Here is an 18,166-nt window from a genome sequence, read left to right on the forward strand (position 1 = left end):
AATCTTACGGACGGGTGCCTTAACTGTTGCCGGTTCAAAGCCATGCTTGCCGAAATTTCAGCCATTCTCGTGCCCATCGCTGCCGCAATCGGCTATTCGTCTTACAAAGCCCGGCAGTTTGAACAGGCATTTCCCAATATCGGCGAACTGAACGATATCGACGGCTACAGGATGAATGCCGTGCACATCCCCCGCCCCGACACGGCCGACCTGCCGCCCCTGGTCTTTATCCATGGCGCGAGCGGCAACCTGCTCGACCAGATCGGCGCGTTCCTGCTGCCGCTCGAAGGGCGCGCGGAAATGCTGTTCGTCGACCGTCCCGGACATGGCTATTCGGAGCGCGGAGGACCGGAGAACGCCTTTCCCTCCGGCCAGGCGGATGCGATTGCAAAACTCATGGAAAAGCGCGGGATAAAAAAGGCGATCATCGTCGGTCACTCCTTGGGCGGTGCGGTCGCCGCGGCCTTTGGCGTCAACCATCCGGAAAAGACCGCCGGTCTCCTCTTCCTTGCCCCGGCGACGCATCCGTGGCCTGGCGGCATCGACTGGTACTATCATATCGCGACGGTGCCGCTGATCGGCTGGCTCTTTAGTCGAGTTGTGGTCGTCCCGTTGGGCCTGTGGCGGCTGGAGCAGGTCACGCTCAACGTCTTCCGGCCAAATCCGCGCCCGGCTGATTACATCTCAAAGACCGGACCGTCCCTGGTGTTGCGGCCGAAGACCTTTAGTGCCAACGCCACCGATTTCATCAGGCTGCTTGAATATCTGAAGGTGCAGTCCCCCTTTTATACCCGCATCACGGCGCCGACCGTCATCATCACCGGCGACAGCGACGGCATCGTCTGGGAGCACCTGCATTCTCAAGCCCTTGCCCGCGACATTGCCGGCTCCAAACTGCTGAAGATCAAAGGCGTTGGCCATAAGCCTGACTATCTCGCCACCGATGTCGCCATCGCCGCCCTGGAAAACATCGCCGGAATGCCGCGCGATCTGCAAGGCGCCGTGCGCGTTGCCGAAGAAAGGTTGTCAGGCGCCAGCTCGATTGCCGCTTGAACAGACTTGCGCACCGCCAAAACGCAACCATATCCCTGCGAATAATTCGATCGTTTGGAGAAGAAGTGATGGGACGCTTGCGCATTAAAGCCATTTCGCTATTTACCGCGTTTACCTTTGTCGTCTCACCGCTCGCGCCGGCGTTCGCCGCCTCGCCTGCGCCCGTCGAAGCCGAACATGGCATGGTCGTCACCGCACAGCATCTGGCCACAGATGTCGGTGTCGAAATCCTCAAGAGCGGCGGCAATGCGGTGGATGCGGCAGTGGCGGTCGGCTACGCATTGGCAGTCGTGTATCCGACGGCGGGCAATATCGGCGGCGGCGGCTTCATGACGATCAGGCTGAAGGACGGCAAGACCACCTTCCTCGATTTTCGTGAGCGCGCACCGCTTGCCGCCACCAAGACCATGTATCTCGATGCCAAGGGCGATATCGTTCCGCGCGCCAGCCTGGACGGCTATCTCGCCGTCGGCGTGCCGGGCTCGGTCATGGGCTTCGAAACTGCGCGTGAGAGATATGGCACCAAACCCCGCGCCGAGTTGCTGGCGCCTGCGGTCCGCTTTGCCAAGGACGGCTTCACGTTGGAACAGGGCGACGCTGCGACGTTCGCCTCAAGCGCAAAGCGCCTGGCGAAAGATGAAGCTGCCGCAAAGATCTTCCTGAAGCCGGATGGCCGACCTTATTCCGCCGGTGAAAAGCTCGTGCAGCCCGAGCTCGCCAGGGTGCTGACCGATATTTCCGAGAAGGGCGCCGACGCCTTTTACAGGGCCGCACCTGCCGAAGCGATCGTAAAGGCGAGCCAGGCGAAAGGCGGCGTTCTCGCGAAGGAAGATTTCGAGCAATATAAAGTGCGCGAATTAAAGCCGGTCGAATGCAACTACCGTGGCTACGACATCGTCTCCTCGCCGCCGCCCTCCTCCGGCGGCGTCATCATCTGCGAGATCCTGAACGTGCTGGAGGGCTACCCGCTTTCCTACATGGGTTATGGTTCGTCCGAGACGGTCCGCGCCATGGTCGAGGCCATGCGTTACGCCTATGTCGACCGCAACGCCGCCCTTGGTGATCCGGACTTCGTCGACAACCCGGTCTCGAAGCTTCTGGACAAGGGCTATGCCAAGGAAATCCGCGAGAAGACCGACCCCTACAAGGCCGGCAAGTCCCAAAACCTGAAGCCGCTCGGCGCCAAGGAAAGCGTTGAAACCACCCATTATTCGATCATCGACGACGAGGGCAACGCGGTCGCCGTCACTTATACGCTGAACGGCTCTTTCGGTGCCGGCGTGGTTGCCCCCGGGACCGGCATCCTGCTCAACAACGAAATGGACGATTTCACCTCGAAGCCGGGCGTGCCGAACCTCTACGGGCTCGTCCAGGGCGAAGCCAACGCGATCGCGCCGAAGAAGACGCCGCTTTCCTCCATGAGCCCGACGATCATCTCCAGGGATGGCAAGCCCTTCATGGTGATCGGCAGCCCCGGGGGCTCGCGCATCATTACGATCACGCTGGAAGCCATCTTGAACGTCATCGATTTCGGCATGGACATCAGCCAGGCCGTCAATGCACCGCGCATCCATCATCAATGGCAGCCGGACAAGATCTATCTCGAACCCTATACCCTGTCTCCGGACACGATAAAGACGCTCGCCGCCATGGGCTACACTTTTGACGACGGCAGCGGTCCGCCGCAATGGGGCCAGGCGGCCGGCATCCTTGTCGGCGGCAAGAGCCTCGCCGATATCGAGAAGGGTGGCGGGGCGCGCTATTATGGTGCGATGGATAGCCGCGCCACCGAGGGTTCGGCAAACGGTTATTGAGCGCCTACCGGATCCGGGCGCGTACATAATCTGCCTTGATGTTCACCAGCGGGCGCGCGCCCGCGACGCTTGGAACGAGGCTGTCGACGTAGGACGCCTTGGCAGTCACGGTGTAATCGACCGGCACATCCTTGCCGAATCCGAGATCGGCATCGAGCGACTGTGCGCAGATCTCGATCCTTTCATCGTGCTTGACAATATCGTAGGTGAGGCTGGCGCGGACGGCGGCGCCGGAGATATCGACGCTGGAAGCGTGGCCTTCGAGCGTAATGTCGGCCGCCTTTCCCGATGCGCCAAGACTTGCGAAGGCGCCATTCAATTCCGCAACGAAAACCTGCTGCTCGATACGCACGGCGCTGCCGGGCGGGACATTTGCCGAGACTTCCGTCGAGCAATCGGCAATGTCGCTCCAGGCCGACATGGCGACGTCGATCGTCAATGTGGCTCCGTCGACTTGTGCCCGGCTCTCGTCCTTGCAGATATTGAAGAACCAGCTCGAATACCAGGATGAAAACCAGCCACTGCGGCGCCCGCTGGTTGCTGCGCGATAGGGCTCATCCGATTTCGTGGTGATCTTGATCGAGCTTGCATCGCCAATGATGACGATCGTGCGGATGCTGGAAACATCAAAGGTCTCGCCGAGCGGTCCTGCACCGGCGAAACCGGAAATCAGCGTCGTGAGAATGAGGGGAATGAAAAGGACTATCGACATCGGCTTTCTCCTGGATGGCACCGTCGAAATGACCGGCCATGTCAGGCTGCCTTCCGGTCCTTTTTATCGAGACCTCAATCATGATTCGGGTCGCCCGCAATTGCGATCGAGGCCATTGTCGTGCTGATATCGAACCATCGAATCCGGACGCCGCCTCATGATCTTTGTTCCGCTTCCCTTCGTCGTTGCATTGCTGCTCTTCATCGTCCAGTTCCGCCTGCTGCGGCAGGAAGACTGGCGTGCGCCGGAAAAGCGGCCGTTCCTGCTTCTCATCGGCATCTACGCGCTGCAGTCCGTTCTGATCGGAATCCGCTGGGGCTACGACGTTCTCGCGATCATGCCGGCACAAGCCATTCTGGCAGCGATGATTGCCGCGCTCGCCTGGGTCAGTTTCCGGAGCCTGACGCTGGAAGGGCCGGCCTCGTTCGCTCAACTGTGGCCTCATATCCTTCCGGCGGTTCTCATAGCCGCCCTTTTGATATTCTGGCGCGAGCTGACGGGCGTTGCCTTGACCCTCATCTTCCTTGGCTATGGAGCGGCGCTGCTCTTACTCGCGCGCCATGGCCCGGACGGGCTTATCGCGTCGCGGCTCGACGGTGCGCTCCTTTCTTATCGTTCACTCCTGATCACGGCCGCGGCGCTCATTGCCGCCGCGCTCGCCGATATCTACATCAGCCTGGATTTCGACCGCACGGGCGGCACGCATGGCGGTGCCATCGTGGCACTCGGCAACGTCATCACGCTGCTGGTTCTCGGCGGCGCCGCGTCCATCGCCAGCGGCGGCCAACCGGCGCAAGAGCCGAGCCTGGAAACAGCCCCCACCCCGCCGTCAATGCCGACGGAAGAGGACGGCGAAGTTGCCGCCTCGCTCGATGCACTGATGCAGTCACGCGAAATCTATCGCGATCCCGAGCTAAACCTCAACCGCATTGCGCGAAAGTTGAGCCTGCCTGCCCGCCGCGTATCGATTGCCGTCAACCGCATCCACGGCATCAGCGTCTCGCAATATGTCAATGAGTTCCGCATCCGTTCGGCCTGCGATCAACTGATCAAGTCGGACGAACAGGTGACGCGCGTGATGTTCGATTCCGGCTTCATCAGCAAATCGAACTTCAATCGCGAGTTCCTGCGCGTGACCGGCACGAGCCCGACCGACTTCCGGCGCCGGCGCATCAGCGGCGTGGCTGACACCGCTGATGCAAAAGCGCCGGCTTTTGTGTCACGGTGACAAAGTCTGCGTTCACAAGTGAAGGCGGGCATCATATTCATGGATGAACCATCAGCCGAAAGAGCTCATAATGGCCAGCATTGAAATGATCGTCGCCGCTCGCGCCCGTCTCCGGGGCCATGCACGGCGAACGCCACTACTTTCTTCCCCGTTCCTCGACGAGATCGCCCGAAGGCATGTCTTCGTGAAGGCGGAATGCCTGCAGCATTCCGGCTCGTTCAAGTTCCGCGGCGGCTGGTCGGCCGTTTCCGGCCTTGATCCTGCAGTGCGTGCGAAGGGCGTCATCGCCTTTTCGTCCGGCAACCACGCGCAGGGCGTCGCCCTTGCCGCAAGGCTTCACGGCATTCCTTCCGTTATCATCATGCCGTCCGACGCGCCGTCGCTGAAGATCGACAACACTCGTGCCTTCGGTGCCGAAGTGGTGCTTTACGACCGCGCAAATGGCGACCGTGATGCGATCGGCGCCCGGTTTTCGGCAGAGCGCGGCCTCACACTGATCAGGCCTTTCGACGAGCCGTTGGTGATTGCCGGCCAGGGCACGACCGGGCTTGAAATTGCCGAACAGGCAGAAGAGGAAGGTGTGAAGTCCGCAGAAGTCCTTGTACCGTGCGGCGGCGGCGGGCTGACGTCCGGCATCGCGCTGGCGCTCGAAGCAAGCGCGCCGGGCCTCACCGTGAGGCCCTGCGAGCCGAAGGACTTCGACGACACCACACGTTCACTGGCATCCGGCAGGATCGAGCGCAACGCGGCGATGACGGGCACGGTCTGCGACGCGATCATGACGCCGGAACCGGGCAAGATCACGTTCCCGATCCTGCAGCGGCTCGCAGGCGCGGGCATTGTCGTCACCGACGAAGAGGCGCTGCGCGCCATGGCACTCGCATTCAAACGGCTGAAGATTGTCGTCGAGCCCGGCGGGGCGGTCGCGCTTGCCGCTGCGCTTTTCCATGGCGACGCCCTGGAAAGCGACAACGTCATCGCCGTGACATCGGGCGGCAATGTCGACGCGGATATCTTTGCCACCGCTCTCGAGCGATACGGCTGACCCGGTCAGCGCCTACGCATTCTTCGATCACCGTTGCGGCACAAAATCTAAGACCGCCTCTCCTACCGCCCGCAGCAAGATGGAAGCGAGCCGTGCCGTCGCCGGATCTGGGTCGGCTTCCGCGCGGTGAAGCACGAGACCCAACGAGGCAAGCTGCGGCAATCCCAGTTGCTCGGGCTTCAGCGGCCTGACCTTTGCCGGCAAGCCTATCGGCGTGCGTATCGTTACGCCCAACCCGGCCGCCGTCGCAGCCCACAGCCCGCTAAGGCTTGGGCTGACGAAGGCAAGCCGCCAGGCAATGTTGGCCCTGTCCAGCGCATTCGTCGCCGCGGTTCGCAGGAGACAGGGCGCCTCCAGCAAGGCCAGTGGCAGCGGCTCGCCGCGTGCGGAATTCCAGCCGGGCTCACCTTCGGCAGGACCGATCCAGCGCATCGGCACCTCGCAGATCTTTTCGCAATGCGCGCTCAAGGTTGCATCACTCCAAGCGAGCGCCAGATCGAGTTTGCCGGTTGTGACGCGCTCGAGCAGTTCCGCGTTACGGACGACTCGCGCCTCGATGCGCACCTTCGGATGGGCGCGGGCAAAACGGCCGAGAACATCGGGAAGCAGATTTTCGCCGAAGTCCTCTTGTAGGCCAAGGCGGACCCAGCCTTCCAGCTCGACGCTTTGGACGGCCGCTGCCGCTTCGTCGTTAAGTTCAAGCAGCCGTCGGGCGTAAGCGAGCATCGTCTCGCCCGCCTCCGTCAAAGCCAGGCCACGGCCTGCCTTACGGAAAATCGGCGTACCGGCCTGCTCCTCCAGTTTCTTGAGCTGTGCGCTGACGGCCGAGGTGGAGCGCCCCAGCCGATCGGCCGCCTTTGCAAAGTTGCCGAGTTCCATTCCAGTCGCGAAGGCTCGCAATACAGCGAGGTCGAAGACCATCCTGCGCATCGTTTAATCCCGTTTTTCAGAACGTTCAGTTCATATAATTCTGATTTTCTGCATCATCGTGGCGTGCGAGGATCATGAAGTCAAGGATTGGCAACGAAAAGGGAGTCTCCACATGCCTTTGGTTCGAATCTCTTTGCTGAAAGGCAAGTCGCCGGATTATCTCCGTGCGCTCTCAGACAACATTCATCGTGCCATGGTCGAAACGTTCGACGTGCCCGTGAACGACCGCTTCCAGGTCATTCATCAGCATGAGCCTGGCGAGTTGATCTTCGACCGCCACTATCTCGGGGGGCCGAGATCCGACGATTTCGTGCTCTTTTCCATCACCGCGGGCAAGCCCCGCACGATCGGGATGCGCAAGGCCTTTTACCGGCGTGCGGCCGATCTGCTTGGACAGTCGCCGGGCCTGAGACCTGAAGATGTGATGATCGTGGTCAACACGACCTCTCCGGAGGAATGGTCCTTCGCCAATGGCGAAGCTTCGATGATGGAACCAGATTGGCAGATGCGAGCGCTCGCAACCATGGAGGCACCCCGATGATCGCCATGCAGTACAGCTTCACCCTGCCGGCGGATTATGACATGACGATCGTCGATCGCCGGATCGGCGACAAAGGGTCAATGATGGACGGCTTTCCGAATCTTCGGTTCAAGGCCTACCTCAGCGCCAGCAAGGGCGAATTCGGCAGCCGGGAGAACCTTTATGCTCCGTTCTATCTTTGGAAGCGGCCCGACGGCGCCAGCGATTTCCTTACCGGTCCCGGTTTCCAAGGCTTGACGCAGTCTTTCGGCTGGCCGCAGGTCATCCATTGGTTGGTATGGAATGCCGAGATCGCGGACTTGCGCGCCGCAAAGTTTGCAAGCCGCGACATCCTGCCGATCCCTGCCTACGCGCCGCTTGCCGAAATCCGCAAGCAGGAGGTCACGCGGTCAAATGCTGAAGCGGCCGAACGCGGCGTGCTGGCCACGATATCGGCTTTCGAGCCGTCGGGCTGGAGCCTTGTGCGCTTCACGCTCTATCGGGACATGCCGTTGATCTTCAACAAAGACCAGATCTATCGCGTCGGTCATGTCTCCCTGCCTTAGGTCAGGTGGTCGCACGCCGATAAAATGCCAATGACCCGGCAAGCGCGAGGAGTGCGCCGCCGCTGATACGGTCAAGCCACATGGCGCCGGAATTCTTGAGCAGGCGCACTGCCTGCGAGCCGAAGACGGCGTATCCGAACATGATGACGAAATCGATCGAGGCGAAGATGAGGGCAAGCACCGCATACTGAGTTGGCTGCGGCAGCGCAGGATCGATGAACTGCGGCAGAAAAGCCGAGAAGAACAGGTAGCCCTTGGGATTTGTGACGGCCACCATGAAGCTTTTAAGCCCGATCGCGAAGGTTGAACCGGCGCCACCTGCGCTTTCCACCTTCGCTGCCGTTTCGATCGTCCCCTTGGAGCGCAGCATCATGATGCCGAGAAAGGCAAGATAGGCGGCACCCAGATACTTCAGTACGGAGAACCAGAATTCGGAGGCCGCAAGCAGCGCGCCGAGGCCGATCGCCACAGCACCGATCAGAACGAAATCCGAAAGCACCGCACCCAGCATGCCGGCAATCGCCCGACGAGTGCCGTAACGCGAACCGTTGGTCAGCGCCAGGAGCACTGTCGGCCCCGGCGTCGCGATACCGACAAAGGAAACCGCAGCAAAAGCAAGAAGCGTGACGATATCCATAGGTCCCTCCAGAGCTCGGATACCGGAAGACTTGCATCTGGCGGAACCGCGATCAAGCCGAAAACGAAAACCGTTTGCTTGCGAGGCAGCGAGCTCGTTCGAGAAGGCGAACGGATCACATGCCGCTTTGGCCGTCCGAGCCGATATAGGCGATGCGGAGCATGTTGGTGGCGCCCGGCGTTCCGAGCGGCACGCCGGCCGAGATGATGATGCGGTCTCCCGGCTTGCCGAAACCCTCTCCGGCCACGATGCGGCAGGCCCGGTTGACCATATCGTCGAGATCGGTCGCGTCATGCGTGACAACGCAGTGCAGGCCCCAGACGATCGCCAGCCGGCGCGCCGTCTTGATGATCGGCGAAAGTGCCAGAACCGGCACCTGCGGGCGCTCGCGCGAAGCGCGCAGGCCTGTGGTGCCCGACGAGGTGTAACAGACGATCGCGGAAAGCTTCAGCGTCTCGGCAATCTGACGGGCGGCGAGCGAAATCGCATCGGCACCGGTCGCTTCCGGCTGGGCGCGCTGGGCATAGATGATGCCCGGATAATGCGGTTCGCGCTCGATGGCGCTGGCGATCGACGCCATTGTCGCAACGGCTTCGACCGGATAGTCGCCGGAGGCGGATTCAGCCGAAAGCATGACGGCATCGGCGCCCTCGAAAACGGCAGTCGCGACGTCCGACACTTCGGCGCGTGTCGGCACGGGCGCGGAGATCATCGATTCCAGCATCTGGGTTGCGACGACGACCGGCTTGCCGGAGCGGCGGCAGGCGCGGATCAGCTGCTTTTGGATGCCTGGAACGGATTCGAGCGGCATCTCGACGCCGAGATCGCCACGGGCGACCATCAAGGCATCCGAGAGTTCGATGATTTCTTCGATGCGCTCGATTGCCTGGGGCTTCTCGATCTTCGACATCAGGCCGACCCGGCCCCTGGCGATCTTGCGGACCTCTGCGAGATCTTCCGGGCGCTGGACGAAAGAGAGCGCGACCCAGTCGACGTCATCGGTGGCCACAATGGCATTAAGATCGGTACGGTCCTTGTCCGTCAGAACGCCGACGCCGAGCAGTGTGTCGGGAAGGCTGATCCCCTTGCGATCCGATATCTTCGTGCCGGATATGACCGTCGTAACGATGCTATTGCCGTCGCACTTTTCGGCGCGCAACGCGAGCTTGCCATCATCGATCAGCAGACGGTGGCCGGGCTTGACGGCTTCGAGAATTTCCGGATGCGGCAGGAAAACACGGCTTGCATCGCCGGGTGCTTCATTGTTGTCGAGCGTAAAGGTCTGGCCCGGCTTCAGTTCGACCTTGGTTTCCGCAAACTTGCCGACACGAAGCTTCGGCCCCTGCAAGTCGGCAAGGATGCCGATCGGACGTCCGGAGCGGGCTTCGACGGCGCGAATACGCTCGATCAGAGTGCGCATCAGCTCATGGCTTGCATGGCTCATGTTGATACGGAAAACGTCGGCACCGGCCTGGTGCAGCTTTTCGATCATCGCTTCTTCGCTCGAGGCGGGGCCGAGCGTCGCGAGGATTTTCACTTTGCGATTACGCTTCATCAATTCGGGCTTTCTTGCGTGCCGGGAGTGTCGGAAAGTTGGACCATCCAGCTGCCCTGGCGGCCCGTGTCATATTCCTTGAATCCCATCCTCTGATAACCGCGGGCATAGCAGTCCTGCACGCCCGTGATCTTGAACTCGTTTTCTGCTACGCACATCTGGATGTCACCCGTCCAGCGCCCTCCCCGGGCGGCATCCTCTGCGTAGAGGTAGTAGTATCGCGACTGCAATTCTCCTTCGATCAGCGTCGCGCAGGTCGTTGCCGGGACCTGCCACCACCCTTCAGTAATCCACCCGTCCTTGGCACGGTATCCGATTGCCACACCCACAAGGTTCTGCGTGCCGTTGCAGACACGAAAATCGGCCCGGGCAACATCGGCAGCGAAAAACGGTGAGAGGGCAGCGAATGCAAAAAAGGCGAAACGGGCAATCCCGGACCGGGTGAGGAAACTTGGTGCGGCTTGCATCAACACGGCTTCCGAATGGCTCCCACGGTTATTCGTTGTCCGTGCCTTCTTGCGCCGCCATCAAACGAATGTCAACGCGATGCTAATCGATTATATTCCTTTCGTAACCTGCTCGTGATCAACGACTTGCCGCAGCTTGGCGCGCATTGCGCTTGAACCTGCAGCATGCGCATGCGATCAGTGACGGCGAGTGCCAAATGACGATCGGCAATTTTCTGATGAATCCCTTCCAATCCTTCGAAATTCTACCTGGAAATCATGACAGCGGCATGGTGATTCTGGCCGACCACGCGATGAACCGCCTGCCTGAGCGCTACGGCAGGCTGGGGCTTCCCGAATCCGCGTTTTCCCGCCATATCGCCTATGATATAGGGATCGAGGGCCTGGTGCGGGAGCTTTCCGCAAGGCTGGGGGTTCCAGCCGTTCTCGGCGGATTTTCGCGGCTTCTAATCGATCCCAACCGCGGCGAGGACGACCCGACGCTGATCATGAAGATCTCCGACGGCGCGATCATTCCCGGCAATCATCCGATCACCGACCAGGAATGGAACTACCGCATCGAGACGTTCCACCGGCCCTATCACAAGGCCGTCTGCGAGACGACCGACAAGGTCGCCAACGCGACCGGCAAGGCGCCGCTCGTGCTTTCGCTTCATTCCTATACGCCTGCCTGGAAGGGCGTTCCGCGGCCATGGCATGCCGCCGTCCTTTGGGACAGCGACCACCGCGCCGTCGTTCCGCTGCTTGACATGCTGAGCAGCGATCCCGATCTGATCATCGGCGACAACGAACCGTATGACGGCGCCCTCAAAGGCGATACGATGTACCGGCACTGCATGGTCACCGGCATACCGCATGCGCTGCTCGAGATCCGTCAGGACCTGATTGGCAACGAGGCCGGCATTTGTGAATGGGCCGGACGCCTGGCTCCGATCTTCGCGGCCATGAATGCCGATCCGGCGCTGCACGAATACAATGTCCATGTGTCGCGCACCGGCCCTTATGAATGAAGGAGAGCGAGATGACCGCACTCAGCAAGAAACAGCAAACCGAATTCGAAGCTGCCGCCTTCCGCCGCCTTGTCGCTCATTTGCGCGAACGGACCGACGTTCAGAATATCGATCTGATGAATCTCGCGGGCTTTTGCCGCAACTGCCTGTCGAACTGGTATCGCCAAGCCGCCGAGGAGGGGGGCCTGCTGCTGTCGAAGGACGAATCGCGCGAGATCGTCTACGGCATGCCCTACGAAGACTGGAAAGACCTGCACCAGAACGAGGCCTCAAACGCACAAAAAACTGCATTTGAACTGAACAAGCCTCACAAATAGGTTCACGACGCCCGATTGGACTTGACCGCGGCGCAGCTTCGCGGCAGTCACTCCCCACCGAATTCAAGACGAGAAAATCAGGAGAACACGATGTCCGATGCTCATGGCGTCGCCCGCGACCAGCTTCGCGCTTTTATCGAGCGCATTGAACGGCTGGAAGAAGAAAAGAAGACAATCGCCGACGATATCAAGGACGTCTACGGCGAGGCAAAGGGCATGGGTTTCGACACCAAGATCCTGAAGAAGGTGGTCGCCCTTCGCAAGAAGGACGAGCAAGAGCGCATGGAAGAGGAGGCCATCCTCGATACCTATCTGCACGCGCTCGGCATGATCGAGGCTCCGCCGGAAGGCTGAGATTTTACTTGGCTGTTTTTTTCCAAGGCCGCCGGAATCATTCCGGCGGCTTTTTGAATGCCATGGATCCGACCGTTTCAACCAGGACGCACTTGAATTCTGAACGGGCTGATCCTTCGGTCCATCAGTCTCCCGCCTCCCGTGCGGGAGGATGTCCCCAGCGCAAAAAAGACCGCCGGATTTCTTCGGCGGCCCGATCGTTCATTTCGGTTGATCGGTTCAGTTCGTATTGAACTTGCGCACTTCCATGAAGTTCACCGCCGAGCCGCTGAAGCGGGCAGGATCGATGGAAGCGGTCTTGACGTTGAAGCCTTCGGCGTAGACGGCGGTCGGCTGGGCGCGAAGCGTCTGGCTGACGAAACGGGGGGCCTTGACCGGCTTCGTGATCATTTCCATGCGGGAATTTGTCAGCGCCCACTGCGAAATTATCTTCTGGGTCAGCTTCGGCTCGGTACGGACGGTCGCGCGGCTTTCCTCGGCAGCAGCAGCAGCCTCCTTCGTCGGGCGCCCGCCCTTGGTCGCAGCGCCACTGGAACCTTCGGAAATCTGCTGTAGGTCGAAGGCGTCGCCGAAGCTTGCGGATTTGACAGGAGCGAGTGCGGCAAGTTGCACCGGTGCCTTGTTCTCAGCCCGATTGGCCACGGGCATTGCTGCGCTGATGGCCTGCTCGACGGTGGCCGGTGCAAGGGCAGCCACCTGCCGGTCGACGGCATTGTTCTGATCAAGCGCCTGAGCGAGTGCCGGAGAAAGCCGATCCGCTTCGGCTTCGTCCGCATCCGCTTCCTGATCGGCTGCTGCCGCCGCAAGCAGATTTTCGGCGACCGCGGGACGTTCGGCCGGGGTTGGAACCATGGGGTCGTTCGACGCCAATTCCGCATCACCCGGGGCGTTGCGCGGGCCAAGCAGCGAAGGAACCGGAACGTGATAGGTGCTGAGATCGGCGAACTGCTGCGGCTGGCCCTGCTCTTCGGTGGCAGCGGCAAGTGCCTGCTGTGCAGCATTGCCGGAATTCGGCGAAACGAGCGCATTTGCAACTTCGCCGCCGGCAAGCTGACCGGCAAAGGCTGGACGAACCTGCGGCACCGGTGCATTGACCGCGGCAACCTCAGTTGGCTGCGGCTCGGCCGCGGCAGCAGGCGCTTCGGCCTTGGGCGGCGTTGCCCTTGCAACGGCGACCGGAGCGGTATCCTCCACGCTATCTTCTTCGTCGTCGGCGCCGCCGCCAAACAGCGCAGCGAACAAGGTCTTCGGCTTTCTCGTCTCGGCATCACCGCCGCTTGCCATGACAAGCTGATTGGTGCTTACCCGGCGCTTATACTCGGCCATCGCCTGCTGGTAGCCCGGCAGGGGCTTGCCGTCAGACGGGATATGAATGGTATTGCCGTTCGGGAAAAGCTGCGCCAGCTCCTGACGGCTCATGCGCGGCCAGGCGCGAACGCCCCCGACATCCATGTGCACGAAGGGAGAACCGGACTTCGGATAGAAGCCAACGCCGCCAACCTGCATTTTCATGCCGATCGCACGCAGCTTTGCAAGCTTCACATCCGGAATGAAGAAGTCCATCGCCTTGCCGAGCATATGCTGGCTCTTTTCGGCAACGCCGGAATTGCGCGAACGGGACTTGAGCATTGAATTGGTGGCGGGCGAACGGAAGCCGCAGACCACGTTGATATAGTCCCTGGAACCGCTCTGGCGGTAGACTTCCCAGATCAGGTCGAAAAGATGGGGGTCCATCTTCGTCGGCTGGTTCTTGCGCCAGTCGCGAAGGAATCGGTTCAGCTGCCCAAGACCCTTCGGATCGAACCTGCCATTGCGTTTGTAGGTGATGACGGCCTTTTCGCCGGTATGGATGAAATAGAGTTTCAGACTGCGCGTCTCGCCGGCTGCCTCGGATGGCGTTCCAACGAATACTGGTGAGGAAACCGCCAGTGCGAGAAGGACAGCCATGGCCGTCCTGACCGCCTTTCCGCCAATGTCGGCGCACACCGTACGCCAGCTCAAGCGCGAAGGCTTGGAGTTCTCATTCAGATCCGGCAAACTCAATCCCCGTCAGACTGCCCAGGTCCCCGAACTGTCCCAATGACTGTCAATTGCGGTGACACGATGGCAAAAATGCCACACACGATCAACCTTTTCTTTACATAGTCAACGATCGACTAACAAGTGGTTTATAACGGGTAACAAAACATGCTTGCGGGAATGTTAACCGATCGCTGCTTATGCTGCGTCTTTCTGTGGATTGTCGGGGTCGATGCCGTAATCCTTGAGCTTTCTGTAAAGCGTTGAACGTCCGATGCCGAGTTTTCTGGCCACTTGACTCATCTGGCCGCGATAGAATTTAAGCGCGAACCGAATCAATTCCTCCTCGACGTCGGCAAGTTTGCGCACCTCGCCGGCCGGATTGACGCTTGCGATCGCATTCTCCGGCATTTCGTCGTGGTGCCCGCGCGACACGCTCGCAGAAACCTGCGGAGCGTGAAAATCCGCAAACTCCACCTCGTGCTCGCGATATGTATTGTCGGCAACCAGCGCCAGATGATCGACCACGTCATATTGCGGCAGCTGGGCAGCGATCTGCGGAAAATCTGATTCGCTGAGCTCCTGGCCCTCGGCCAGCACGACGGCGCGGAAGATCGCGTTCTCGAGCTGGCGGATGTTGCCCGGCCAGTCATAGGCCGTCAACAATGCCAACGCACCCGCGCTGACCGTCATGCGATGGCCATTTTTCTGTTCTGACGAGAAGCGGTCGGTAAAGACGCGCACCAGATGCGGAATGTCTTCCTTGCGCTTGCGCAGCGCCGGAATGGTGATCGGAAAGACATTGAGGCGATAATAGAGGTCCTCGCGGAAGTGGCCGTTCTTGACCTCTTCGATCAGGTCCTTGTTCGTGGCGGAAATGAGCCGGACATTGACCTTGTGGGCCGTCCGTGCGCCAACGGTCTCGACTTCACCCTGCTGCACGGCTCGCAGCAGCTTGACCTGCACGTCGAGCGGCAGATCGCCGATTTCGTCGAGGAAGATCGTGCCGCCGTCAGCCTCCATGAACTTGCCCGTGTGGCGCTCGGTTGCACCGGTAAAGGCGCCCTTTTCATGGCCGAAAAGGATGCTCTCGACGAGGTTGTGCGGAATGGCGCCGCAGTTGACGGTGACGAAAGGCTTACCCGAGCGGTCGCCGCCGGACTGGATGGCACGTGCAACCAGCTCCTTGCCGACGCCGGACTCGCCTTCGAGCACGACCGGAATGTTGGATTGGGCCGCACGCTGCGCCAGATCGATGACGCGGATCATCGCCGGGCTTGCCGAAACGATGTCGTCGAAACCGACCAGGCCCGAGCGCGACCGACGGCCCGAGCGGGCCCGCACTTCGCGCTGGTCCAGCTTCATTGCGTTGGCGATCGAGGTTGCGATGCGCTCCGGTGAAACCGGCTTGACCACGAAATCGAAGGCGCCGGCACGCATGGCCTGCACCACGGTTTCGATGCCGCCCTGTCCGGTCTGCACGATCACCGGGATCTGCGTGCCGAGTTCATGGAGCGCTTCAAGGAATTCGAGGCCGGTCATTTCCGGCATCATCAGGTCGAGAAGGATGACGTTGAAGAGACCACTGTCGCGCTTCACCATCTCCAGGCCGATGCGGCCGTTCTCGGCCTGATGGACGACATGTCCGTGACGCTCGATTGCGTTCTTCAGCAGGCGGCGTTGTACCGGGTCGTCCTCGACCACGAGAATCTGCCCTGCACCCTTGAGCTCACTATAACCAGTCATTGTCGCCTCACTTCATGCGAAACCTGCGGGCACTCTGGCAGAAAGGCTTGAACATCCAGTTTTGAGAAATAATTGCATTTTAACGATTGTGGCGACACCGAATCCGTATCGATGCGGGGCCTCCAGCATCCCGAAAGCACCTTGATACGAGGGCTTCCGGCGCTTATGCAGTCAGACCTGTTCGAAACGAGGAAGAGGAACCCAGCCATGAATTTCGTGCTTTCCGGCGCCGGCCTTAATTTTTCGGCAACAGTTGCCTTTGCCGCGGCTGATCCGGCGCTCGGCGACCTTCCGGTCTGGAAGCTGCAGGATCTCTATCCTTCCGCCACCTCGACTGCCTTCACCAGCGACATGGAAAAGGCGGGCCGGAACGCGATCGCCTTCGAGCAGAAATGGAAAGGCAAGCTTGCCGATGCAGCGGCCCAAAAAGGCGCAGGAGGCATCGGCGAGGCGCTGAAGGAATACGAGGCGCTGGACGATCTCATCGGCCGTCTCGGCTCTTTTGCTGGCCTCACCTATTTCTCCGATACGACCAATCCGGTGAACGGCAAGCTCTACGGCGACGTCCAGGCGAAGATCACCGAATTTTCGGGCCACCTTCTCTTCTTCGCGCTGGAGCTGAACCGCATCGACGACGCAGTGATGGACGCATGCATGGCCAACGACGCTGGGGCCGACCACTACCGCCCCTGGCTGATCGACCTTCGCAAGGACAAGCCCTACCAGCTGGAAGACAAGCTGGAACAGCTCTTTCTCGAAAAGTCGATGACGAGTGCGGCTGCGTTCAACCGCCTCTTCGACGAGACCATGGCCGAGCTGCGCTACGATATCGACGGCGAGAAAGTGCCGCTCGAAGTCGCGCTCAATCTGCTGCAGGACAAGGATCCTGAAGCGCGCCGCAAGGCGGCAATGGCGCTTGCTGAAACCTTCAAGGCGAATATCCGCACATTCACGTTGATCACCAATACGCTCGCCAAGGACAAGGATATTTCCGACCGCTGGCGCGGCTTCGAGGATATCGCCGACAGCCGTCACCTGGCAAACCGCGTCGAGCGCGACGTGGTCGATGCGCTGGCAGCTGCCGTCAAGCAGGCCTATCCGCGTCTTTCGCACCGCTATTACAAGATGAAGGCAAAGTGGCTTGGAATGGATCAGATGAATTTCTGGGACCGAAACGCGCCCTTGCCGGAAACGTCCAATGCAGTGATCTCCTGGGACGAAGCGAAGGACACCGTTTTGTCGGCCTACGGCAACTTCGCGCCGGAAATGGCGGCCATTGCCAAGCGCTTCTTCGACGAACAGTGGATCGATGCTCCCGTGCGTGCGGGCAAGGCGCCCGGCGCCTTTTCCCATCCCACGGTTCCCTCAGTGCATCCCTATGTGCTGGTCAACTACATGGGCAAGCCGCGGGATGTGATGACGCTTGCCCATGAACTCGGCCACGGCGTTCACCAGGTGCTGGCCGGTGCACAGGGGGCGCTGATGTGCCAGACCCCGCTGACGCTTGCCGAAACCGCATCCGTCTTCGGCGAAATGCTGACCTTCCGCGCGTTGCTTGACAAGACGACGGACAAGCGCGAGCGCAAGGCGATGCTCGCCCAAAAGGTCGAGGACATGATCAACACGGTCGTGCGCCAGATCGCCTTTTACGAATTCGAACGCGAGCTTCACACCGCCCGCAAGGCAGGCGAACTGACTGCGGAAGATATCGGCGAACTCTGGCTTTCGGTTCAGTCGGAAAGCCTCGGTCCAGCGATCAGGATCTCCGAGGGATACGAGACCTACTGGGCCTATATCCCGCACTTCATCCACTCGCCTTTCTATGTCTACGCCTATGCCTTCGGGGACTGCCTGGTGAACTCGCTCTACGCCGTCTACCAGAAAGCCGACAAGGGCTTTAAGGACAAGTATTTCGAGCTTCTGAAGGCCGGTGGGACCAAGCATCATTCTGAACTCCTCAGGCCTTTCGGCCTCGACGCCACCGATCCGTCGTTCTGGAACAGGGGACTGTCGATGATTGAGGGGCTGATCGATGAACTGGAAGCACTTGACAAGGCCTGAGAGACAACGACGGGTCAGGGGCCAAGCGGGAGCCTGACCTGCAGCTTCGGCTGTCGCGGCAGGTCGCAAGCTTCATTGTGCAACGCTTACGAGGAACGATGAAGGCAACCCGTTCTTGCTCACTCCTGTGCT

Annotated in this window: 16 protein-coding genes and 2 pseudogenes; 10 read left to right on the forward strand and 8 right to left on the reverse strand. The window is 60.5% G+C overall.

The annotated features are described in order from the left end of the window. Positions 1–42: 42 nt before the first annotated feature. On the forward strand, positions 43–1,053 hold the full coding sequence (locus AM571_RS17105) for an alpha/beta hydrolase (RefSeq protein WP_074063318.1): 1,011 nt from the start codon (positions 43–45) through the stop codon (positions 1,051–1,053). 68 nt (positions 1,054–1,121) lie between these two features. After that, positions 1,122–2,867 (forward strand): gamma-glutamyltransferase, encoded by a 1,746-nt coding sequence (gene ggt / locus AM571_RS17110; protein ID WP_074062429.1) that lies wholly within the window; start codon positions 1,122–1,124, stop codon positions 2,865–2,867. A 4-nt stretch (positions 2,868–2,871) separates the two neighbouring features. Here the strand turns inward: ggt and AM571_RS17115 are convergent, their stop codons facing one another. Further along, on the reverse strand, positions 2,872–3,579 hold the full coding sequence (locus tag AM571_RS17115; protein WP_074062430.1) for a hypothetical protein: 708 nt from the start codon (positions 3,577–3,579) through the stop codon (positions 2,872–2,874). A gap of 157 nt (positions 3,580–3,736) precedes the next feature. Here AM571_RS17115 and AM571_RS17120 point away from each other — a divergent pair, with 157 nt between their 5' ends. Further along, positions 3,737–4,807, forward strand: a complete 1,071-nt coding sequence (locus AM571_RS17120; RefSeq protein ID WP_074062431.1) for a helix-turn-helix domain-containing protein — start codon at positions 3,737–3,739, stop codon at positions 4,805–4,807. Between the two features lie 70 nt (positions 4,808–4,877). Beyond that, positions 4,878–5,852 carry a threonine ammonia-lyase gene (locus tag AM571_RS17125; protein ID WP_074063319.1) on the forward strand — a complete coding sequence of 325 codons (975 nt, stop codon included), beginning with the start codon at positions 4,878–4,880 and terminating at the stop codon, positions 5,850–5,852. A gap of 27 nt (positions 5,853–5,879) precedes the next feature. Here the strand turns inward: AM571_RS17125 and AM571_RS17130 are convergent, their stop codons facing one another. After that, positions 5,880–6,782, reverse strand: a complete 903-nt coding sequence (locus AM571_RS17130; RefSeq protein ID WP_074062432.1) for a LysR substrate-binding domain-containing protein — start codon at positions 6,780–6,782, stop codon at positions 5,880–5,882. 112 nt (positions 6,783–6,894) lie between these two features. Here AM571_RS17130 and AM571_RS17135 point away from each other — a divergent pair, with 112 nt between their 5' ends. Both AM571_RS17135 and AM571_RS17140 read left to right on the forward strand, forming a co-directional pair. Then, positions 6,895–7,323, forward strand: a complete 429-nt coding sequence (locus AM571_RS17135; protein WP_074062433.1) for a tautomerase family protein — start codon at positions 6,895–6,897, stop codon at positions 7,321–7,323. After that, positions 7,320–7,868 (forward strand): DUF4865 family protein, encoded by a 549-nt coding sequence (locus tag AM571_RS17140; RefSeq protein WP_074062434.1) that lies wholly within the window; start codon positions 7,320–7,322, stop codon positions 7,866–7,868. Before AM571_RS17135 ends, AM571_RS17140 begins: the two co-directional genes overlap by 4 nt. A 1-nt stretch (position 7,869) precedes the next feature. Here the strand turns inward: AM571_RS17140 and AM571_RS17145 are convergent, their stop codons facing one another. From AM571_RS17145 to AM571_RS17155, 3 genes are all read right to left on the reverse strand, one after another. Then, entirely contained in the window at positions 7,870–8,505 is a 636-nt protein-coding gene (locus tag AM571_RS17145; protein WP_074062435.1) for a LysE family translocator, read from the reverse strand. Between the two features lie 115 nt (positions 8,506–8,620). Continuing rightward, positions 8,621–10,060, reverse strand: coding sequence for a pyruvate kinase (pyk, locus tag AM571_RS17150; RefSeq protein WP_074062436.1), 1,440 nt, complete (start codon positions 10,058–10,060; stop codon positions 8,621–8,623). Beyond that, positions 10,060–10,527, reverse strand: coding sequence for a DUF1036 domain-containing protein (locus tag AM571_RS17155; protein WP_074062437.1), 468 nt, complete (start codon positions 10,525–10,527; stop codon positions 10,060–10,062). Before AM571_RS17155 ends, pyk begins: the two co-directional genes overlap by 1 nt. Positions 10,528–10,745: 218 nt before the next feature. Between AM571_RS17155 and AM571_RS17160 the strand changes: the two genes are divergently transcribed. The 3 genes from AM571_RS17160 (at position 10,746) to AM571_RS17170 (ending at position 12,208) form a co-directional block, all read left to right on the forward strand. Next, complete coding sequence (locus tag AM571_RS17160; protein WP_074063320.1) at positions 10,746–11,537, forward strand: N-formylglutamate amidohydrolase; 792 nt, start codon at positions 10,746–10,748, stop codon at positions 11,535–11,537. An 11-nt stretch (positions 11,538–11,548) separates the two neighbouring features. Further along, on the forward strand, positions 11,549–11,854 hold the full coding sequence (locus AM571_RS17165; RefSeq protein ID WP_074062438.1) for a DUF1244 domain-containing protein: 306 nt from the start codon (positions 11,549–11,551) through the stop codon (positions 11,852–11,854). Positions 11,855–11,944: 90 nt separating this feature from the next. Next, complete coding sequence (locus AM571_RS17170; RefSeq protein ID WP_008533181.1) at positions 11,945–12,208, forward strand: DUF2312 domain-containing protein; 264 nt, start codon at positions 11,945–11,947, stop codon at positions 12,206–12,208. 219 nt (positions 12,209–12,427) lie between these two features. On the opposite strand, the gene AM571_RS17175 is transcribed toward AM571_RS17170, so the two are convergent. From AM571_RS17175 to AM571_RS17180, 3 genes and pseudogenes are all read right to left on the reverse strand, one after another. After that, the gene (locus AM571_RS17175; protein WP_074062439.1) at positions 12,428–14,245 is read right to left on the reverse strand and encodes a DUF882 domain-containing protein; all 1,818 of its coding nucleotides are present in this window, start codon (positions 14,243–14,245) and stop codon (positions 12,428–12,430) included. A 180-nt stretch (positions 14,246–14,425) separates the two neighbouring features. After that, a pseudogene (locus tag AM571_RS38395) lies at positions 14,426–14,641 on the reverse strand (helix-turn-helix domain-containing protein); the annotation flags it as partial. Between the two features lie 74 nt (positions 14,642–14,715). Beyond that, a pseudogene (locus AM571_RS17180) lies at positions 14,716–15,973 on the reverse strand (sigma-54-dependent transcriptional regulator); the annotation flags it as partial. 207 nt (positions 15,974–16,180) lie between these two features. Between AM571_RS17180 and AM571_RS17185 the strand changes: the two are divergent. Further along, the gene (locus tag AM571_RS17185) at positions 16,181–18,034 is read left to right on the forward strand and encodes a M3 family oligoendopeptidase (RefSeq protein WP_074062441.1); all 1,854 of its coding nucleotides are present in this window, start codon (positions 16,181–16,183) and stop codon (positions 18,032–18,034) included. The last annotated feature ends 132 nt before the right edge of the window (positions 18,035–18,166 follow it).

Source organism: Rhizobium etli 8C-3 (genome assembly GCF_001908375.1).
Taxonomy (GTDB): Bacteria; Pseudomonadota; Alphaproteobacteria; order Rhizobiales; family Rhizobiaceae; genus Rhizobium; species Rhizobium etli_B.

What these genes read in the sequence shown, in the direction of transcription:
- AM571_RS17105 (WP_074063318.1), top strand. Translation starts at nt 43, where the DNA reads ATGCTTGCCGAAATTTCAGCCATTCTCGTGCCCATCGCTGCCGCAATC.
- AM571_RS17165 (WP_074062438.1), top strand. Translation starts at nt 11,549, where the DNA reads ATGACCGCACTCAGCAAGAAACAGCAAACCGAATTCGAAGCTGCCGCC.
- AM571_RS17140 (WP_074062434.1), top strand. Translation starts at nt 7,320, where the DNA reads ATGATCGCCATGCAGTACAGCTTCACCCTGCCGGCGGATTATGACATG.
- AM571_RS17115 (WP_074062430.1), bottom strand. Translation starts at nt 3,579, where the DNA reads ATGTCGATAGTCCTTTTCATTCCCCTCATTCTCACGACGCTGATTTCC.
- AM571_RS17145 (WP_074062435.1), bottom strand. Translation starts at nt 8,505, where the DNA reads ATGGATATCGTCACGCTTCTTGCTTTTGCTGCGGTTTCCTTTGTCGGT.
- pyk (WP_074062436.1), bottom strand. Translation starts at nt 10,060, where the DNA reads ATGAAGCGTAATCGCAAAGTGAAAATCCTCGCGACGCTCGGCCCCGCC.
- AM571_RS17120 (WP_074062431.1), top strand. Translation starts at nt 3,737, where the DNA reads ATGATCTTTGTTCCGCTTCCCTTCGTCGTTGCATTGCTGCTCTTCATC.
- AM571_RS17155 (WP_074062437.1), bottom strand. Translation starts at nt 10,527, where the DNA reads ATGCAAGCCGCACCAAGTTTCCTCACCCGGTCCGGGATTGCCCGTTTC.
- AM571_RS17160 (WP_074063320.1), top strand. Translation starts at nt 10,746, where the DNA reads ATGAATCCCTTCCAATCCTTCGAAATTCTACCTGGAAATCATGACAGC.
- AM571_RS17130 (WP_074062432.1), bottom strand. Translation starts at nt 6,782, where the DNA reads ATGCGCAGGATGGTCTTCGACCTCGCTGTATTGCGAGCCTTCGCGACT.
- AM571_RS17185 (WP_074062441.1), top strand. Translation starts at nt 16,181, where the DNA reads ATGAATTTCGTGCTTTCCGGCGCCGGCCTTAATTTTTCGGCAACAGTT.
- AM571_RS17170 (WP_008533181.1), top strand. Translation starts at nt 11,945, where the DNA reads ATGTCCGATGCTCATGGCGTCGCCCGCGACCAGCTTCGCGCTTTTATC.
- AM571_RS17135 (WP_074062433.1), top strand. Translation starts at nt 6,895, where the DNA reads ATGCCTTTGGTTCGAATCTCTTTGCTGAAAGGCAAGTCGCCGGATTAT.
- AM571_RS17125 (WP_074063319.1), top strand. Translation starts at nt 4,878, where the DNA reads ATGGCCAGCATTGAAATGATCGTCGCCGCTCGCGCCCGTCTCCGGGGC.
- ggt (WP_074062429.1), top strand. Translation starts at nt 1,122, where the DNA reads ATGGGACGCTTGCGCATTAAAGCCATTTCGCTATTTACCGCGTTTACC.